Below are 15,584 nucleotides of genomic sequence, written 5' to 3' on the forward strand. Positions count from 1 at the left end.
TTTCTTTTTATCTTCTTCTTTTACTTCCTGTGAAATTTCTTGTAGGGTCTTTTCTCAGCTCATTATTGGTCACTTTGATCTTACCCATACATTCATCAAGATCTCTTAAAACTGTTTTCTTCTGATACTCCACTTCAATGATCTTGGCTTTTAAAGTCATCATCGGTACAATCTGTTTCATCAGCACAGCATAATGTTTAAAGCTCTGTACACTGTCTTTACCCATAATGTTTTTAGCATCTCTCACGTTATCCATAATACTGGTTCTGAGAAACACTTCATTCTCCACCTTATTAATGCTAAGCTGGTTCATTTTGTCGTAAATATCATCAATGTGATCCTTTAGCACGTCACTTCGAAGCATCAATTCTTTATAGGCTTCAGCTTCACGGCTAATCCCTTCGCGCTGTATATCATAACTCTTAAAGAAGAGAAATAAGCACGTAAAAGTTACAACCGACAAAACAACAAATGACAGAATAAACTTCCAAATGCCCGTTCTGACGTCAGATTTGTTTAATTTTTTTTCCCTGTTAGAAGACATAATTTGCGATTTGTTTGGCCTGTGAAAATATAAAAAAAAAATTTTATGCACAATACGTAATTTCCCCAACCCTGTTTCGTGAAAACCCTGATTAAATTAATATTAATTTTCACTTTGATAAGTTTTTCATAAATTAGACCTCTAAATTTTAAATATCATTCGCCAAATCGATATTAAGAATGAGTAAAATATTATCTAATACCGTACGTTTTTCCATTGCAGACAGTGATTTTTATTTTAAAAAAATAATGATCAAAACCCTTATGGAAAATCCTTTCTATATGCTTCTGAATGATTGTAACAATGGGCATGAACTGGTAAACAGAATCTACAGAAGACAGGAAGATGTGTTCATTATTGAACTCTTCATGCCGGTATTAAGTGGAATTGAAGCCATTAAGTACATCAGAAAAAACAATACAGAAACTCCTATCATCACTTACTCCGGCACTTACCAGGAAGATATGGCCGAAATCCTTTCAAAGATTCCCAACATCTATTATTGTCAGAAAAAAAGTACCATCATAAAAGATATTATCAAAGGAAGCATTGCCTCTGAAGACTTTGATTATCAGGCATATTCTAAAGAATGGGAACAACAACCTCTTGCAGTACAGGAATATATGGACAGGCAGAAGAAAGGACAGGAAGAGCTTTCACCGGCAGAAATACAGCTTATGAGATTCTGTTATGAAGGATTCAGTAATAAAGAAATTGCAGAAAAACTTAATCTGAGTACCAGGACTATAGATACTTACATCAACAGGCTAACAGAAAAACTGGGGTTAAAAACCAAACTTCACCTTATACGCTTCTGTGTAGAAAACGGATATTATAATTCCAGTTTATAAAAAATTTTGATTTCACTAATAAAAATCATTTCCTCGTGATGTATCAGGACAGAGAAGAGGATCTCAAAATATCATATTCAAGATAAGAAAGTACTGTAAAGCCTGCTATAACCAGCATTTATTAAATTTTGTTCATCAAATTTTTGTACCTTTATCCGGCTGTATTATTTTATTGTTAAATAATCTTCAATGCACCTTAATATAGTGTATACATAAAAAGTCCAACTCTTTGAATAAAAATATTTTGCCACTAATTTGCTAGTATTCAATTTTTTTAACTAAATTTGCACACCTAAAATTTAAAATTAAAATAAGGAAATGACAAAGGCAGAATTGGTAAACACCATCTCAAATAAGTTGGGAACAGAAAAGAATGAAACACAGAAAGTTGTAGAAGCTTTTATGCAGGAGATCAGAACTTCTATGTATAATGGGGATAACGTTTATCTAAGAGGTTTTGGATCTTTTATCATTAAAACAAGAGCTGCTAAAACAGGAAGAAATATTTCTAAAAACACTGCAATTGAGATTCCTGCTCATAACATTCCTGCTTTCAAACCTTCAAAATCTTTTGTTGAGAAAGTAAAAACTAAAGTTGCAGTAAAATAAGAACATTAACTGAATATTAACTAGTTACTAAAAAATTAAAATTATGCCAAGCGGAAAGAAAAGAAAAAGACACAAGGTTGCTACTCACAAAAGAAAGAAAAGAAGAAGAGCAAACAGACATAAGAAAAAATAATCTCTTTTTCTCGAGATTTACAATATAATAATATAGTTGGTGGATTTAAATTTTTAAAGTTCACTAACTATATTTTTGTTTGCAACTATAAGATTCCGCGGAAAACGGAGGGTTTCAAATATTATTTTAATAAACATATAATGGTTTTCATTCAAAATCATTATATTTAATAGATGAATTAATCGATAAAAAACATCCACTTCCTATAATCTTAACAATTTTATCTTATTAAAAAATGAAGAAAGAACTAATAGTTTCGCATGAAGATGATCTTACAAAGATTGCGCTGCTGGAAGACGGAAGACTATGTGAACTTCATGAGCAAGAAGACAAAAGCGATTTTATAGTTGGAGATCTGTTTATAGGAAAAGTAAAAAAACTGGCACCCAATCTGAATGCAGCATTCGTCAATATCGGATACGACAAAGATGCATTTCTGCATTATCAGGATCTGGGACCTCAGTATCTTACGTACAGAAAGTTTTTAAAAGATACTATTTCTAAAAAACAAAGCACTTCGAGCTTAAAGAATTTCGAGATACAACCCGAAATAGACAAAAACGGAACGGTAGACAAAGTAGTTGCCAAGGACGATGTGGTTCTGCTACAAATTACCAAAGAACCTATTTCTACCAAAGGCCCAAGAATTTCTACCCAGATTTCATTAACAGGACGTTTCCTGGTTTTAATTCCTTTTGACAATAAAGTTTCCATTTCCAAAAAGATCAGAAGCTTTGAAGAAAAAGAAAGATTAAGAACTCTTATCGACAGCATTAAGCCTGAAGGATTTGGAGTGATTATCAGAACGGTAGCAGAAGGAAAAAAAGTAGCCGACCTGCATAATGATATGAACCAGCTGGTTCAGAAGTGGGAAAGCACTTTCAAAAACATCCAGAGAAATAAAGTTCCGTCTAAAGTTTTAAGCGAAGAAGACAAAGCTTCAGCTATTTTAAGAGACAATTTTAATCAGGACTTCGTGAATATCATCTGCGACGATGAGCAAATGGTCAACGAAATGAAAAATTACATTGAAGTCATTGCCCCTGAAAAGAAAAATATTGTCCAGTTTTATGATTCTCATATTCCACTTCTGGAATATTACAATGTTGAAAAACAGCTTAAACAGAGCTTCGGAAAACACGTTAACATTCCGAGTTCCAAAGGAGCCTATCTTGTTATTGAACACACAGAAGCACTTCACGTGGTAGATGTCAACTCCGGAAACAATATTACTACCGGAACTGCTGTCAACAAAGAGCATGCGCTGAAAGTGAACAAAATGGCTGCTACAGAAATCGCAAGACAACTTCGCCTCCGCGATATGGGAGGTATCATCGTTATCGATTTCATAGATATGCCAAATTCTGATCACAGAAGAGATCTTTACGAGCATCTGAAAGAGGAAATGAAGCGCGACAAGGCTCGCCACAAAATCCTTCCTCCTAGTAAATTTGGTCTGATTCAGATCACCAGACAAAGAAACCGTCCGGAAAAACAGATCGACACCAAAGAAGAAAACCCGAACAAAGACGGAGAAATTGTAGCTCCTATTGTTATCGTGGAAAGAATGGGTGAAACCTTAAGAAACATTCTGCAGAAAGAAAAAGGAAAAATCTACCTGCATGTACACCCATTTGTGGAAGCTTACCTTACAAAAGGCATTAAAAGTATCCAGATGAAATGGTTTATCAAATACAAAAAGTGGGTAACCATTGTCCCAAGGGATTCTTTTAAATATTTAGAATACAAAATCTACAATGCCAAAAAAGAAGAATTAATAGAATTCTCTAATTAAAAAATTTAAAACCTTCAGTTTTCTGGAGGTTTTTTTATTTTGCATTTATACCTATAGAATATGATTTATAATTTAAGTTTTGGCTAAAGCCAATGAATTTTATAATTTTAAAGGCGGGCTAAAGCCCACTCCTATTGAATTTTAACAACAACATCTTTTATCTTTAGAATATGAAAAACCACCATTACAAAATTACCATTCAGTGGACAGGAAACCAGGGAACGGGAACAAGTAGTTATAGAGATTATGAAAGAAGCCATACTATTTCAGCAGAAAACAAAACTGTTATTGAAGGTTCGTCTGATCCTGCATTCCGAGGCGATAAAACGAAACACAATCCGGAAGATATGCTGTTATCTTCACTTTCTTCCTGTCATATGCTATGGTATCTTCATTTTTGTTCTGAAGCCGGTATTATCGTTACAGATTATACTGATGAAGCAACAGGTATCATGACAGAAACAGCCAGTGGAAGCGGTCATTTTACAGAAGTAACTTTACACCCTACCGTAACGGTTGCAGAAGAATCTATGATTGAAAAAGCAGAACAACTTCATCATAAGGCCAACGAATTCTGCTTCATTGCCAACTCCGTTAATTTTCCGGTAAAGCATATCCCTACCACGTTAGTTAAATAGTACCACATTTCAAAATAACCTTTGAAAACAACTATGAATAATAGATTTTAACAGAAATAACTCCAAAAAACTCCACAAAAAGAGAATTATTTAATGAAAAATCAATAAAAATAACATTTTACTACTAATAAAAACATAATAATTTTAAAATATTTAACAATTTTATTCAAAATGTAAAGTTTTTTTCCTATTTTTATATAAACAAAACAAACCATGATGAAACCAAAATTGACTATTTTTGATGAACCCATGCTCTACACAGAGGGATTATCAAGACTGCTTACCCAAAGCAAAATTTTCAGTACCATTGATATTTGTAATTCTTTAGAAAACCTTTCCAAATATTTAAAAGAAGAACCTTCGGAAATGCTTGTGATGAGTTCCAACATGCTCATGCTTTCGGAAATCTGCAAACTGGTGGAAAGTATTATTTCAGAACATAAAAATACCAAAATCATCATCATTGGGAGTTCATATGATGTGATTGACATCCGAAAACTCTTCAATAAAGGTATTAAGGCTTATCTGGATAAAAATTGTACCTATGATGAATTCCTTAAATCCATCAATGTTTTACTTCTTAATGAGATCTACATCTGTGATCATGCAAAGGAAAGAATGATCAATTTTATCAGTAGTGAACAGGGAAAACCCAATCCTCACATCAAAGAACCTCTCACCCGTCGCGAAATGGAAATTCTTAAACTGATCTGTGACGGATGCAGCAGTAAAGATATATCAGAAAAATTATTTATCAGTATCAATACGGTAGAAACACACAGAAAAAGAATTCTTTTGAAACTCAATGCCAAAAACTCAGTCGGAATTGTAAAATATGCGATCGAGAATCATATCATCGACTGAAAGACTTCCATGAATCACTCAAAAATTCCAGGCTTATGCAAAGTCTGGAATTTTTTTACCCCTGATTTTAATGTTAGTATTTCTTCAGGGAGAATCTTTATTGTAAAATATAATCAAAGTCTGTAGCATAAAAAGTGAGGCAGAGAAATCAGAGACTTAACAATGAAAAACTTATTGAATTAATTCTAAATTTATCTCTAATGGGTACAGATATGATCTCATACCTCACTTTAAAACTAAAACCTTGGACTTTAAACATTAAACGTTATATCTTACTCATAATCCGGCATCTCTCCATTGCTGAACAGTGTTGTCCTTGTCATATCCGTCAGCGTGCTACTAAGGTCAATGACCATTACATTCCTTTGAGAAATATTGTCGTTGGAGGTATTCATGAAGATAATCTGAGCATTATTTGGTGAGAACCTAGGATCGAGATCATTCGTTCCCAGTACTTTTTCGCTTTCTGCAGAAATATCACTCACAGCATCCGTAACAAGGTTATAGATAAAGATATGTGAATCCAGCTGACGATAATTTCCACTTCCATCCAAATATCCGGACATATCACGGGTAAACAGAAGAAGCTGTCCGTCTACAGAGAAGTTCAAACCTCCGCTGGCACCTGCAGTACCTGACAATACCGTTTTAAGAACAGCACCATTGATGTCTATTACATAAATTTTAGTATTATATCCGTTATAATCATTGGTTTTCAATGCTATTTTACTACCATCATAGCTCCAGTCACATTCGGAAATCAGGCTTCCGTCCGGAGTTGTATACACTAAACTCAGACCGCTTCCATCTTTATTAATTCTATAAAGCTTATTAAAATTGGAATAAATAAGTTCTTTACCATTTGTACTCCACGCAAAGTCCATTTCATAGTTATTAAAGCCTGCAACAGCCACTGTTGTTACTTTAAATGGATTGGAGCCATCCGGATTGGCAGTATAAAGATGGGTACTTCCACCTTCCGTACGAAGGAATGCAATGAGACCTGCATTATTGTTTTTGCGCGGTCGCCAGCTGTTGTAGGAAGAACTGGTAAACTGGAAGTTATTTCCCTGGTCATCACTGGAAATAATCACAAAGTTTCCATTTTGTTTCTGAACGTAATGATACCTGTTAGCCGGAACTGTATTGGTGGTAAATTTACTGATAGAACTTAAAACTGGCTGGTGAATGCCGTCCGAAACAGACACCTGCCAGAAGTAACTTACACCAAACTTCAGATTTGAAAGCGTATAGTGGTTTGCTGTCAAATCATTAACCTGAATCACATTAGTGTCAAGATTATTTTTAATTGTCAGGCTGTATCTTAATACATCTGCTGTATCGGGATCTGTTGCGCTCCAGGTTAATTCGACGCTCAAAGGTTGATTTACTGCGTTATCTATCGGACTTAGCAACTGTGGTGTAGCGGGAGGAGAATTCAATGAAGTATCATCATCCATCTCAAAAACTACCGTTACCACCTGATTTTGATTTTGTATATTGACTGACTGAAAGCTTGTGATATATCCTGAAAGCTCTGCTTTTACAGAATAATTACCTATCGGCATGGCAGCGATTTCAAATGAACCGTCTGTACCACTGAAAACCGTTTGTGTCGTAGGATTGGTAAATATCTTCACATTAGAAAGCGGCACATTGCTACCTCTTTTTACTACTTTTCCTTTTAACATTCCTGTTTGAGCCTGTTCTACAAGGTCTTCATTGCATGAAAACAGACAAAAAGCAAAGATGAATATGCTGAATATTTTAATTATAGTTTTCATAGTTCGTGTTTTTATTTGTTTCCGAAGTAAAAGTTGATTCCTATTCCAAAGCGTAAAGCCTGATCTTTTCTTTTCCCATTAACAAGGCCTTCCCAGTCGTCTTTGAAGCCAAGGTCATATTGGGCGGAGGCTCTCAGCGAAAAATTCTTGCTGATCATATATTCCAGGCCGCCACCGAACTGTGCTTTATATTGAGGTTTATATTTTGAATACAACGCTCCTGCTCCACCATAAACAAATGGACTGAATCTGTATTTCGGAAAAAGGATGTATTCCAGATTCACTTCAGGACCATAGTAGTTTCTTTTCACAATATTAGAATTTTCAAGCGTAAAATAGCTTGCGTTCAGTTCCATATTCAGATAAGGAGTAAGGAAATATTTAAGTCCTATTTTTCCACCAACATTCATTTTAGGACCTACATAGTCATCTTTAATTTTCTGTCCTTCAACATTCGCAAATATGGATACTTTCTGTCTGTAATCCTGCGGATATCTGCCTCCAACAACTCTGTCATTATTTTGCTCCTGCTCTCTGTTATATTCGTTGATTAAACTTTGATATCCTCCATTCTCATCTATTGCTTTCCCCCATATTTTATCTCTGATTCCTTCAACAATAAGGGCTTTCACAGCTTTTTCTATTGCTTCTGTTACGGCGAGCTGAACAGGTTCGTTTTGAGTAAGACCTACCTCAGCTTCCAGTAATCTTTCCGTATCAATATATCTGAAAAAGCTTCCGTTAACACTGGTTGAAAGAATGGTTTTAGAAGTATAAACCGTTTTAAGAATTTCTCCGTTGAGTGTAGAGACAGCGCGGAGATAGATGGTAATTCTGTCCTGGCGGTATTGTGTAGAAGCTCCGATTCCGAAATATCTTGCTCCAAGTCCTCCGGTCAGAATATTGCTGTCGTATGAGATAACGCCGCCTTCGAGAAGAATCCCGGCGTATAAAAGAGGAGGAAGTGATTGATTGTTTTTGTCTGCATCCTTGATGTATTCCTGTCTGGTGGAACGGATGATCTGTCTTTCATTGAGAAGATTGGCTATATTTTCCCTTTCAATAGGGACAAACCAGCGGCTGTCTTCTAATGCTTTGATAAGAATGGTTGTAGTTCCCTGAGGGACTGCCGTACTCCAGTTATTTCCATTTTCAGAAGGTTTATACTGGCCGGTCTGGTCTCTGAATTTGTAGACTCCTATTACAATCTTCTCTTTGGGAAGTGGAAGATTTTTTAATTCTGCGGTGGAAGATGTAACCTCTCCCATTGTTGGTTTTTCGGGATCCGAAGGTAAACCAAATATTGAACTACAGGCCTGCAAAATGCATAGCAGGAAGGTGCAGAAAAAGATTCTGGTATAAGTGTAGGTTGTCATGGTAAGTTTATTTTTAGTGATTACCTATTTTGGAATTACGATCTCGGACTGATCGCCATTGCTGGTATCCAAAATATTGATTAAAAGTCCCTGATTAGTATTGGTAATTTGCAGATAAAGAGATCCGAAAAGGTAATTTCCGGGCTTTATGTTTCCATCACCAAACTGTTCTTCAAACAGTTTTCGTGAAAGCTCACTGAGGATCTGCCTGTTAAGACTCTCAGTAAAACTATCAAGAGAGTTCACCCGATCCAGCAAATCGCTGAAATCATTTTTTTCATCAAATGGGTTCTGTGCATTAGCAGAGCTTAAAAGCCACTGATAATTAAATGTATCTCCTCCAAAGGCTGGATTCACCGGCTTATAGACGAGCTGCTGAGCTTTTCCGTAGAAAATACCCGCAATACATGTCAAAATAATGATAAATGTTTTCATGGCGGACATTTTTAATAGATGAATTCATTTTTAATAAGATTTTTCTTGGCATTAAATTCTTTGATATATTTTAAGCTATAGCTTAATTGTTCTTTTAAATAATCCTCTGCCGGATTGGTCATAAAACTGTAAATAATTTTATCTTCCATCTGAATATTAATCTGACCACTTGTTCCACGGAGAGGAAGTTCTGTAATAGTTATTACGCTACTGCTTTTATCAGGAAGCTGACTGTACTGCATGTAAAACATATCATAAAAGTCTTTTCCTACTTTGGTTTTTGTCTCATCGATGGTAAGTCCTCTGAGCTCATAAGCAGCGTCTTCTTCTATCTTAGCTGTTTTTTTTTTGAAAAGGTCGCTGTTCAGTTCCAGACTGTCTTTGGCAATCAGCTTCTGGGTTTCTTCATCTCTGATGTAAAGGAAAGCTTTGAGGGCATCTTTTGACTCGAGATTCACACTTATTTCCGACAATATCTTTACTTCATTGGGATTGACAGAAAATTTACCATTCTGCTGATTGTTTGAGAGATTTCCACTATTTCCTTTTTTAATAGAAATCAAAAGGTAATTCAGTTCTTTATATACAGCAGTGTTATTGATTACGACTGCTTTTAATCTGACCTGGTTTTCAAGGACACTACTCTCTATCCTTGCGTTTACTTTCTTATCTTCCTGCCCATAAACCCATACAGACAGGAAGGTAAAAAATGTACCCAAGCTAAGGGAATATAAAAGTTTCATCATTTGTGTTTTAATAGTTTCTCATGAAAACTGTCCTATTATCTCCCTTTACATTAATCTGAATTCCATCCGAAATACTGTTGCTTCCTGTAACATCAATAATATTATTGTTTCCCTGTGCAGTAATGGCAGCTTTTGTTTCTTTATCTGTGAATGAATTGATAAAATATAGGGTATTAAAATCTCCCAGCTGTCTTACTATAATATTGGTTCGGGCGTTAAGGGAAAGTTCGGCATTGTTATAGTCTCCTATCTGAATGATATCGGATCCATAAGAACTCTGATCTGTCTGTTGTCTGGCTATAAGATTAAAGATTGTATTGCTGTTGACCTTATCCCAGTCTATTTCCTGTGCATGTAGTGGCAACATTATGAAAAGAGCCAAAACACTCCATTTCAAGTTAAACATAGCCTTAGTATTAAAATTACATGATAACAAAACGGAGAAAATCGAAGGGTTAAAAAAGGAGAAACACTGCAGTTTCTCCTTTACAATTTCTAAGATTTACAGTATGTTGTTATAGGGCTTAATTCGACTGATTTACAATCATTGAGTTTCCATTACCCATCTGAGTTCCTACATGAACATGGCCAAGACCGCTCTGAGCTACCCAGGTAAAGTTACCATTACCCATCTGAAGATCAATAGCTGTGTTGGAATCACCTATCTGGAACTGATAAAGCTGGTTAGCATTACCTATCTGTACTCCTGCAGAAGTGTTGTCATCTCCTATCTGAACTGAGGCAGCGATATTACCGTTTCCTGCTTGAATATGAGTGGCACTGTTGTCATCTCCATCCTGATACTGAACAAGAACATTATTAGCTCCTATCTGAAGGGCGCTGGCATCATTTCTTCTTCCTAGCTGAACCTGATAAGCGTCATTCCCAATACCCACCTGAACAGCAGAAGCATCATTTCTTCTTCCATCCTGATATTGGAAAACATAGTTTCCTAATCCAATCTGTACTGAAGAAGCATCATTTCTTCTTCCGATCTGAGTTTGTTCTGTAGAGTTAAGTACTCCTAATTGCCAAGTTGAAGCAGAGTTTCTGTTTCCCATCTGCAACACTTCATTTGAGTTTCCAATACCCATCTGATCTACATCTACAGAGTTTCTGTTTCCGATACTTTGTGCATTATTGACATTTAAAATTCCTACCTGATCAATATCTGCAGTATTACGATTCCCTGTCTGTGTAAGAGAATTGATGTTCAAAAGACCAGTCTGGTCTACTGTAGCAACATTTAAGTTTCCTGTTTGAGTAGTCACATCAATATTGAATTGTGCGAATCCGAAACTCATTGCGAATAGTGTAAGTACACCTGTAAGTAAATTTTTCATCTTAGTAAAAATTAATTGGTTAATAGTAAGGCAAAGGTAGCTTCCCCGTCAAAATGAAAAACCACCATCAAAGTGTAAATTTTGAAAATCACTGTTTCCAGTTGGACAAGTCATTATTTACCGTTACGGAAAAACACTATCACAAAATGTTGATTTACAGCCAAATCCATCAATAGTGAATATTGATATTTCTACAAGGATGATTTCTTCTAAGCAAGTTCGATCTTTTATATTTTTAAAACATCACAATTCAGGGTTTTACGCTTTTTTTTACAAACTCCTGTCAAATTTATTTTCTCAACCTAAAATCAATTTTGCATTAAAAATTCAAGACTGAAAGTTGAAATAGATTCCATTTTATCATTCATAATATCTCATTGGGTTTAAGAAGCAAATATTTCCGGCTACAATGCAGTCTTTCTCATAGGTTAATTAATGTTAAGGCACTTATTTCTTCAAGATATATTGCTAAATTTGAGCTATGGAAAATTTTGGAAAAGATTTATTGAGAAAAATAAAAAGCGTGGCACTTCCCGGCGAACACGCACATGGAGTATTCTCGCCTCCCTACCGTCCCGTTTTTACTTATGATGAAGTATTGTCAAAGAATCCCAAATTTGCGGCTGTCAATATTGTTCTCTATCTGAAAGACAACGAGTGGTATTTTCCATTGATTCAAAGAACGATTAATGAGCACGACAGGCACAGCGGGCAGATATCACTTCCTGGAGGAAAACGTGAGGAAATGGACAGAGATTTTGCTGAAACAGCAGTTCGTGAAACCTCCGAAGAAATAGGAATAGATAAGCATTATGTAAGGATCATCAGAGAAATGTCTCCTATTTATATTCCGCCAAGCAATTTTTATGTATATCCCTATATCTCTTACACCAAAAAGAATCCTGCTTTTGTTCTTCAACAGACTGAAGCTGTGGAAACCATAGAATTTCCCATCACTTCCTTTTTAAACCTGTCAGATACCCCGGAAATTATGGCTCTGCCAAGTGCAGGCGGACATGATGTTCCGGTCATTAATTTCAACGGATACATCATTTGGGGTGCTACAGCAATGATATTAAGTGAATTCAGTCAGTTGCTGAAAAAAATGTAACTTTGCACTACCGTGTTTAATTGAGAGATGGCGAAGAAAAATATTTTCACCGATGCATTCGGAACTCCTTATTTTTTGAAAAGGTTTATTATTTTTATTTTAGGTATTGTGTCTTACAGAAGATTCAATGGCTTTAATAAGTTAAAAATAACCGGTACAGAACACCTTGTGGATCTTCCGGACTCTAACGTCCTTTTTGTATCCAATCATCAGACGTATTTTGCAGATGTGGCGGCAATGTACCATGCCTTCTGTGCTGTAAACAACGGATATTTAAATACGATAAAAAATCCGATCTATCTACTAAACCCAAAGATTGATTTTTATTATGTAGCAGCTGAAGAAACCATGAACAAAGGTATTCTTCCCAAAATTTTCAAAATTGCAGGCGCTGTAACCGTAAAAAGAACATGGAGAGCTGAAGGGAAAAATGTCAACAGAATGGTAGACATGAGTGAGGTAGATAATATTATGAAAGCATTGGACAATGGCTGGGTAGCTACTTTCCCTCAAGGAACTACTTCCGCTTTTGCACAGGGACGAAGAGGAACGGCCAAATTGGTAAAAAACCAACGTCCTATAGTAATTCCAATCAAAATAAACGGATTCAGAAGAGCTTTTGATAAAAAAGGACTCCGCGTAAAGGTAACCGGTGTAAAACCTACGATGGAATTCAAAGCTCCTTTGGACATTGATTATGATAATGAAAAAGCACCGGAAATTTTATTGAAAATTATGACTGCCATTGAGCAGACAGAAGATTTCAATGTATTACACAGTTATGATGAAGAACTTAAAGCTAAAAAATTAGAACAAAAGGACTCAAATAATTAAAGTAAATTAAAAATTATGAACAAAATACTTGGAATCTTATTCGCTATCATAGTATTAGTTTCATGCAACAGCCAAAAGGTATATTCGGATTTTGACATCAGCTATTCGAAAAGCGGAGGTGTTGCTCCTATTTATGAAAATCTTCTTATCAAAGGAAATAATGTACACTACTCTTTTGAAGGACAAGGAAAAAAATACAAACAGGATTTTAAAATTTCTGATGAAGATTTAAAGAAACTGGATCAGGTTCTTTCTCAGAATAATTTCAGAAGAATACAGGAAGACCGTAAAAAGTTGTACGACAATATTTCAACTTCCATCAATATCAAGAAAGGTCCTAATGAAGGCAGTAAAACGGATGCCAGTATGATTATTCCGAATTACAACACCAACTGGAAGAATATTCTTGAGGCTTTCCAGCAGATCATTAATACTAATGTTAAAAAACAGTAAATACAATTGAAAACCCACTTCATTGCCATTGGCGGAAGCGCCATGCATAATCTTGCAATCGCATTAAAAGACAAAGGATATCAGGTGACAGGTTCTGATGACGCTATTTTTGAGCCTTCAAAATCCCGATTGGAAAAGAAAGGAATTCTGCCTCAGGAAATGGGCTGGTTCCCGGAAAAGATCACTCAGGATATTGATGCTGTCATTCTGGGGATGCATGCACACCAGGATAACCCTGAGCTGGCAAGAGCAAAAGAACTGGGTTTGAAAATATATTCTTATCCTGAATTCCTGTACGAACAGTCTAAAAATAAAACCAGAGTTGTTATTGCCGGATCACATGGTAAAACGACTATTACTTCAATGATCCTTCATGTTTTGAATTTCCATCAGAAAGATGTGGATTTCATGGTAGGTGCCCAGCTTGAAGGTTTCGACTGTATGGTAAAGCTGACTCAGGATAATGATTTCATGGTGTTGGAAGGTGACGAATATCTTTCTTCTCCTATTGATCTTCGTTCAAAATTTTTATTGTATCAGCCTAATATCGCTTTAATGAGTGGTATTGCATGGGACCATATCAATGTATTCAAAACATTTGATGATTATATTGAGCAGTTCAGAAAGTTTGTAGCAAGCATTACAGCAGGCGGAGTTCTTGTGTATAATGAAGAAGATCCGGAAGTAGTAAAAGTGGTGGAAAATGCAGAGAACTATTTCAGAAAGATCCCTTACAAAACTCCTGAATATGAAATCAATAATGGTAAAGTGTATTTAAAAACCGAAATGGGAGATGTTCCTCTTTCTGTTTTTGGAGCGCACAACCTACTGAACCTTGAAGGAGCCAGACATATCTGCCAGCAGCTTGGGATTATGGATGAAGATTTCTATGAGGCGATCATGAGCTTCAAAGGAGCATCCAAGCGTCTTGAAAAAGTGGAAAGAGAAGATAAAGGAACGCTTTACAAAGATTTTGCCCATGCACCAAGTAAGGTGAAAGCAGCTGTAAAAGCCTTCGCCGAGCAATTTAAGAATGATAAGAAATATGGATTCCTGGAACTTCATACCTATTCAAGCTTAAATCCTGCTTTCCTTGAGCAGTATGACCACGCCATGGATGGTCTGGAGGAAGCAATTGTTTTCTATTCTGAAGACGCATTGAAGATCAAGAGAATGGAGCCTATTTCTCCTGAGTTTATTAAAGAAAAATTCAAGAATGAAAAGCTAAAGGTTTTCACGAATGCTGAGGATCTACATGCCTACTGGGATACATTAGATAAAACAGATGGTGTTTATCTTATGATGAGCTCCGGAAATTTCGGCGGTCTTGATTTAACAAAATAATAAAAAAGCTTCAGATTCTATTTCTGAAGCTTTTTTATTAAGTATGCTTTCTAATTGTCGCTCAATTTTTTGTTATTGGTAAGCTCAATACTCTTTATGGAGCCCAACGGTGCTATTTTTATCGTTTTATTTCCTTTTGCCAGATAAATATAGTACATGCTGTTTGATCCTATCAGATGCACCTGCTCAAAGCTATCATCACCATAGTTTAATTTATAGTCATATTTAAGCTTGTTCTCCCTTATCTTTCTGGTGAGTCCAAGTCCTTCTCCCCAACCTATTCCTACAAAGAAAGACAGTAACATCATGGCGAGAAATTTCACAAACATATTGGTAAAATGATTCTCAATAGCCTCTTTGCTCATATTTTCATGTCCTTTGAGAGATGCCATCTGGAATGCCCAACGTTTATTTTTATTGGCCTGTCTCGATAAAAAAGAGGGAAAAGCAAATGAAAATACGACTATAATAATCAGGGCAATCAATATAATGGGATGAGCAGTTAAAGTCGCAATCGGGCTTATCAGAATGTCCATTATGGTTGAGTACTTTAAAATATTAATATTGATCTGATAGTAGAAGACACTCTCTTTTAATATTCCCATTATAACGAGAAAAAGATACCCGAATGGAAGTGATCTCTGAATTCCTTCTGAATATTTCATGGATGTTTTTATTGGTTTTAGTTTTTATATTGGGCAGATCAATACAATTGATGCACGAA

General features: G+C 35.7%; 17 protein-coding genes. 9 read left to right on the plus strand and 8 right to left on the minus strand.

Annotation, left to right across the window (positions count from 1 at the left end):
• Window positions 1-7 precede the first annotated feature (7 nt).
• Window positions 8-544, minus strand: a complete 537-nt coding sequence (tssO, locus tag REB14_RS07925) for a type VI secretion system TssO (protein WP_079240677.1) — start codon at window positions 542-544, stop codon at window positions 8-10.
• A 179-nt stretch (window positions 545-723) separates the two neighbouring features.
• On the opposite strand from tssO, the gene REB14_RS07930 reads away from it, so the two are divergent.
• From REB14_RS07930 to REB14_RS07950, 5 genes are all read left to right on the plus strand, one after another.
• Complete coding sequence (locus REB14_RS07930; protein WP_034697153.1) at window positions 724-1,395, plus strand: response regulator transcription factor; 672 nt, start codon at window positions 724-726, stop codon at window positions 1,393-1,395.
• Between the two features lie 318 nt (window positions 1,396-1,713).
• Window positions 1,714-2,004 (plus strand): HU family DNA-binding protein, encoded by a 291-nt coding sequence (locus REB14_RS07935; protein WP_002984212.1) that lies wholly within the window; start codon window positions 1,714-1,716, stop codon window positions 2,002-2,004.
• Between the two features lie 368 nt (window positions 2,005-2,372).
• Window positions 2,373-3,932, plus strand: a complete 1,560-nt coding sequence (locus REB14_RS07940; protein WP_309521920.1) for an Rne/Rng family ribonuclease — start codon at window positions 2,373-2,375, stop codon at window positions 3,930-3,932.
• A 170-nt stretch (window positions 3,933-4,102) separates the two neighbouring features.
• Entirely contained in the window at window positions 4,103-4,570 is a 468-nt protein-coding gene (locus REB14_RS07945; RefSeq protein WP_079240675.1) for an OsmC family protein, read from the plus strand.
• Window positions 4,571-4,783: 213 nt separating this feature from the next.
• Window positions 4,784-5,434 carry a response regulator transcription factor gene (locus tag REB14_RS07950; protein WP_238594360.1) on the plus strand — a complete coding sequence of 217 codons (651 nt, stop codon included), beginning with the start codon at window positions 4,784-4,786 and terminating at the stop codon, window positions 5,432-5,434.
• A gap of 272 nt (window positions 5,435-5,706) precedes the next feature.
• On the opposite strand, the gene REB14_RS07955 is transcribed toward REB14_RS07950, so the two are convergent.
• The 6 genes from REB14_RS07955 to REB14_RS07980 all read right to left on the minus strand — a co-directional run bounded on the left by REB14_RS07955 (window position 5,707) and on the right by REB14_RS07980 (window position 11,118).
• Entirely contained in the window at window positions 5,707-7,218 is a 1,512-nt protein-coding gene (locus tag REB14_RS07955) for a carboxypeptidase-like regulatory domain-containing protein (protein WP_034697159.1), read from the minus strand.
• Between the two features lie 11 nt (window positions 7,219-7,229).
• Window positions 7,230-8,594 carry a CsgG/HfaB family protein gene (locus tag REB14_RS07960; RefSeq protein ID WP_079240674.1) on the minus strand — a complete coding sequence of 455 codons (1,365 nt, stop codon included), beginning with the start codon at window positions 8,592-8,594 and terminating at the stop codon, window positions 7,230-7,232.
• Window positions 8,595-8,618: 24 nt separating this feature from the next.
• Window positions 8,619-9,029, minus strand: coding sequence for a curli production assembly/transport component CsgF (locus REB14_RS07965; RefSeq protein ID WP_034697196.1), 411 nt, complete (start codon window positions 9,027-9,029; stop codon window positions 8,619-8,621).
• Between the two features lie 11 nt (window positions 9,030-9,040).
• A complete protein-coding gene (locus tag REB14_RS07970) occupies window positions 9,041-9,775 on the minus strand; it encodes a CsgE family curli-type amyloid fiber assembly protein (RefSeq protein ID WP_309521921.1) in 735 nt (244 codons plus the stop codon).
• Window positions 9,776-9,782: 7 nt separating this feature from the next.
• Window positions 9,783-10,181, minus strand: a complete 399-nt coding sequence (locus tag REB14_RS07975; RefSeq protein WP_099049832.1) for a hypothetical protein — start codon at window positions 10,179-10,181, stop codon at window positions 9,783-9,785.
• 118 nt (window positions 10,182-10,299) lie between these two features.
• Window positions 10,300-11,118 (minus strand): RIP homotypic interaction motif-containing protein, encoded by an 819-nt coding sequence (locus tag REB14_RS07980; protein WP_079240672.1) that lies wholly within the window; start codon window positions 11,116-11,118, stop codon window positions 10,300-10,302.
• A gap of 481 nt (window positions 11,119-11,599) precedes the next feature.
• On the opposite strand from REB14_RS07980, the gene REB14_RS07985 reads away from it, so the two are divergent.
• The 4 genes from REB14_RS07985 to REB14_RS08000 are packed head-to-tail and all read left to right on the plus strand — an operon-like array spanning window position 11,600 to window position 14,860.
• On the plus strand, window positions 11,600-12,229 hold the full coding sequence (locus tag REB14_RS07985; RefSeq protein ID WP_079240671.1) for an NUDIX hydrolase: 630 nt from the start codon (window positions 11,600-11,602) through the stop codon (window positions 12,227-12,229).
• Between the two features lie 27 nt (window positions 12,230-12,256).
• Window positions 12,257-13,063 carry a lysophospholipid acyltransferase family protein gene (locus REB14_RS07990; protein WP_034697173.1) on the plus strand — a complete coding sequence of 269 codons (807 nt, stop codon included), beginning with the start codon at window positions 12,257-12,259 and terminating at the stop codon, window positions 13,061-13,063.
• A gap of 15 nt (window positions 13,064-13,078) precedes the next feature.
• Entirely contained in the window at window positions 13,079-13,516 is a 438-nt protein-coding gene (locus REB14_RS07995; protein ID WP_079240670.1) for a hypothetical protein, read from the plus strand.
• A 6-nt stretch (window positions 13,517-13,522) separates the two neighbouring features.
• Window positions 13,523-14,860 carry a UDP-N-acetylmuramate--L-alanine ligase gene (locus REB14_RS08000; protein WP_309521922.1) on the plus strand — a complete coding sequence of 446 codons (1,338 nt, stop codon included), beginning with the start codon at window positions 13,523-13,525 and terminating at the stop codon, window positions 14,858-14,860.
• A gap of 50 nt (window positions 14,861-14,910) precedes the next feature.
• Here REB14_RS08000 and REB14_RS08005 read toward each other — a convergent pair whose 3' ends face one another.
• Window positions 14,911-15,525, minus strand: coding sequence for a hypothetical protein (locus tag REB14_RS08005; RefSeq protein ID WP_079240668.1), 615 nt, complete (start codon window positions 15,523-15,525; stop codon window positions 14,911-14,913).
• Window positions 15,526-15,584: the final 59 nt, after the last annotated feature.

Origin of the sequence: Chryseobacterium metallicongregator (assembly GCF_031324065.1) — a bacterium.
GTDB classification, from domain to species: Bacteria; Bacteroidota; Bacteroidia; order Flavobacteriales; family Weeksellaceae; genus Chryseobacterium; species Chryseobacterium metallicongregator.

Bases quoted from the DNA above. Each gene is read 5' to 3' on its own strand.
- tssO (WP_079240677.1), bottom strand. From the start codon at position 544: ATGTCTTCTAACAGGGAAAAAAAATTAAACAAATCTGACGTCAGAACG.
- REB14_RS07930 (WP_034697153.1), top strand. From the start codon at position 724: ATGAGTAAAATATTATCTAATACCGTACGTTTTTCCATTGCAGACAGT.
- REB14_RS07935 (WP_002984212.1), top strand. From the start codon at position 1,714: ATGACAAAGGCAGAATTGGTAAACACCATCTCAAATAAGTTGGGAACA.
- REB14_RS07940 (WP_309521920.1), top strand. From the start codon at position 2,373: ATGAAGAAAGAACTAATAGTTTCGCATGAAGATGATCTTACAAAGATT.
- REB14_RS07945 (WP_079240675.1), top strand. From the start codon at position 4,103: ATGAAAAACCACCATTACAAAATTACCATTCAGTGGACAGGAAACCAG.
- REB14_RS07950 (WP_238594360.1), top strand. From the start codon at position 4,784: ATGATGAAACCAAAATTGACTATTTTTGATGAACCCATGCTCTACACA.
- REB14_RS07955 (WP_034697159.1), bottom strand. From the start codon at position 7,218: ATGAAAACTATAATTAAAATATTCAGCATATTCATCTTTGCTTTTTGT.
- REB14_RS07960 (WP_079240674.1), bottom strand. From the start codon at position 8,594: ATGACAACCTACACTTATACCAGAATCTTTTTCTGCACCTTCCTGCTA.
- REB14_RS07965 (WP_034697196.1), bottom strand. From the start codon at position 9,029: ATGAAAACATTTATCATTATTTTGACATGTATTGCGGGTATTTTCTAC.
- REB14_RS07970 (WP_309521921.1), bottom strand. From the start codon at position 9,775: ATGATGAAACTTTTATATTCCCTTAGCTTGGGTACATTTTTTACCTTC.
- REB14_RS07975 (WP_099049832.1), bottom strand. From the start codon at position 10,181: ATGTTTAACTTGAAATGGAGTGTTTTGGCTCTTTTCATAATGTTGCCA.
- REB14_RS07980 (WP_079240672.1), bottom strand. From the start codon at position 11,118: ATGAAAAATTTACTTACAGGTGTACTTACACTATTCGCAATGAGTTTC.
- REB14_RS07985 (WP_079240671.1), top strand. From the start codon at position 11,600: ATGGAAAATTTTGGAAAAGATTTATTGAGAAAAATAAAAAGCGTGGCA.
- REB14_RS07990 (WP_034697173.1), top strand. From the start codon at position 12,257: ATGGCGAAGAAAAATATTTTCACCGATGCATTCGGAACTCCTTATTTT.
- REB14_RS07995 (WP_079240670.1), top strand. From the start codon at position 13,079: ATGAACAAAATACTTGGAATCTTATTCGCTATCATAGTATTAGTTTCA.
- REB14_RS08005 (WP_079240668.1), bottom strand. From the start codon at position 15,525: ATGAAATATTCAGAAGGAATTCAGAGATCACTTCCATTCGGGTATCTT.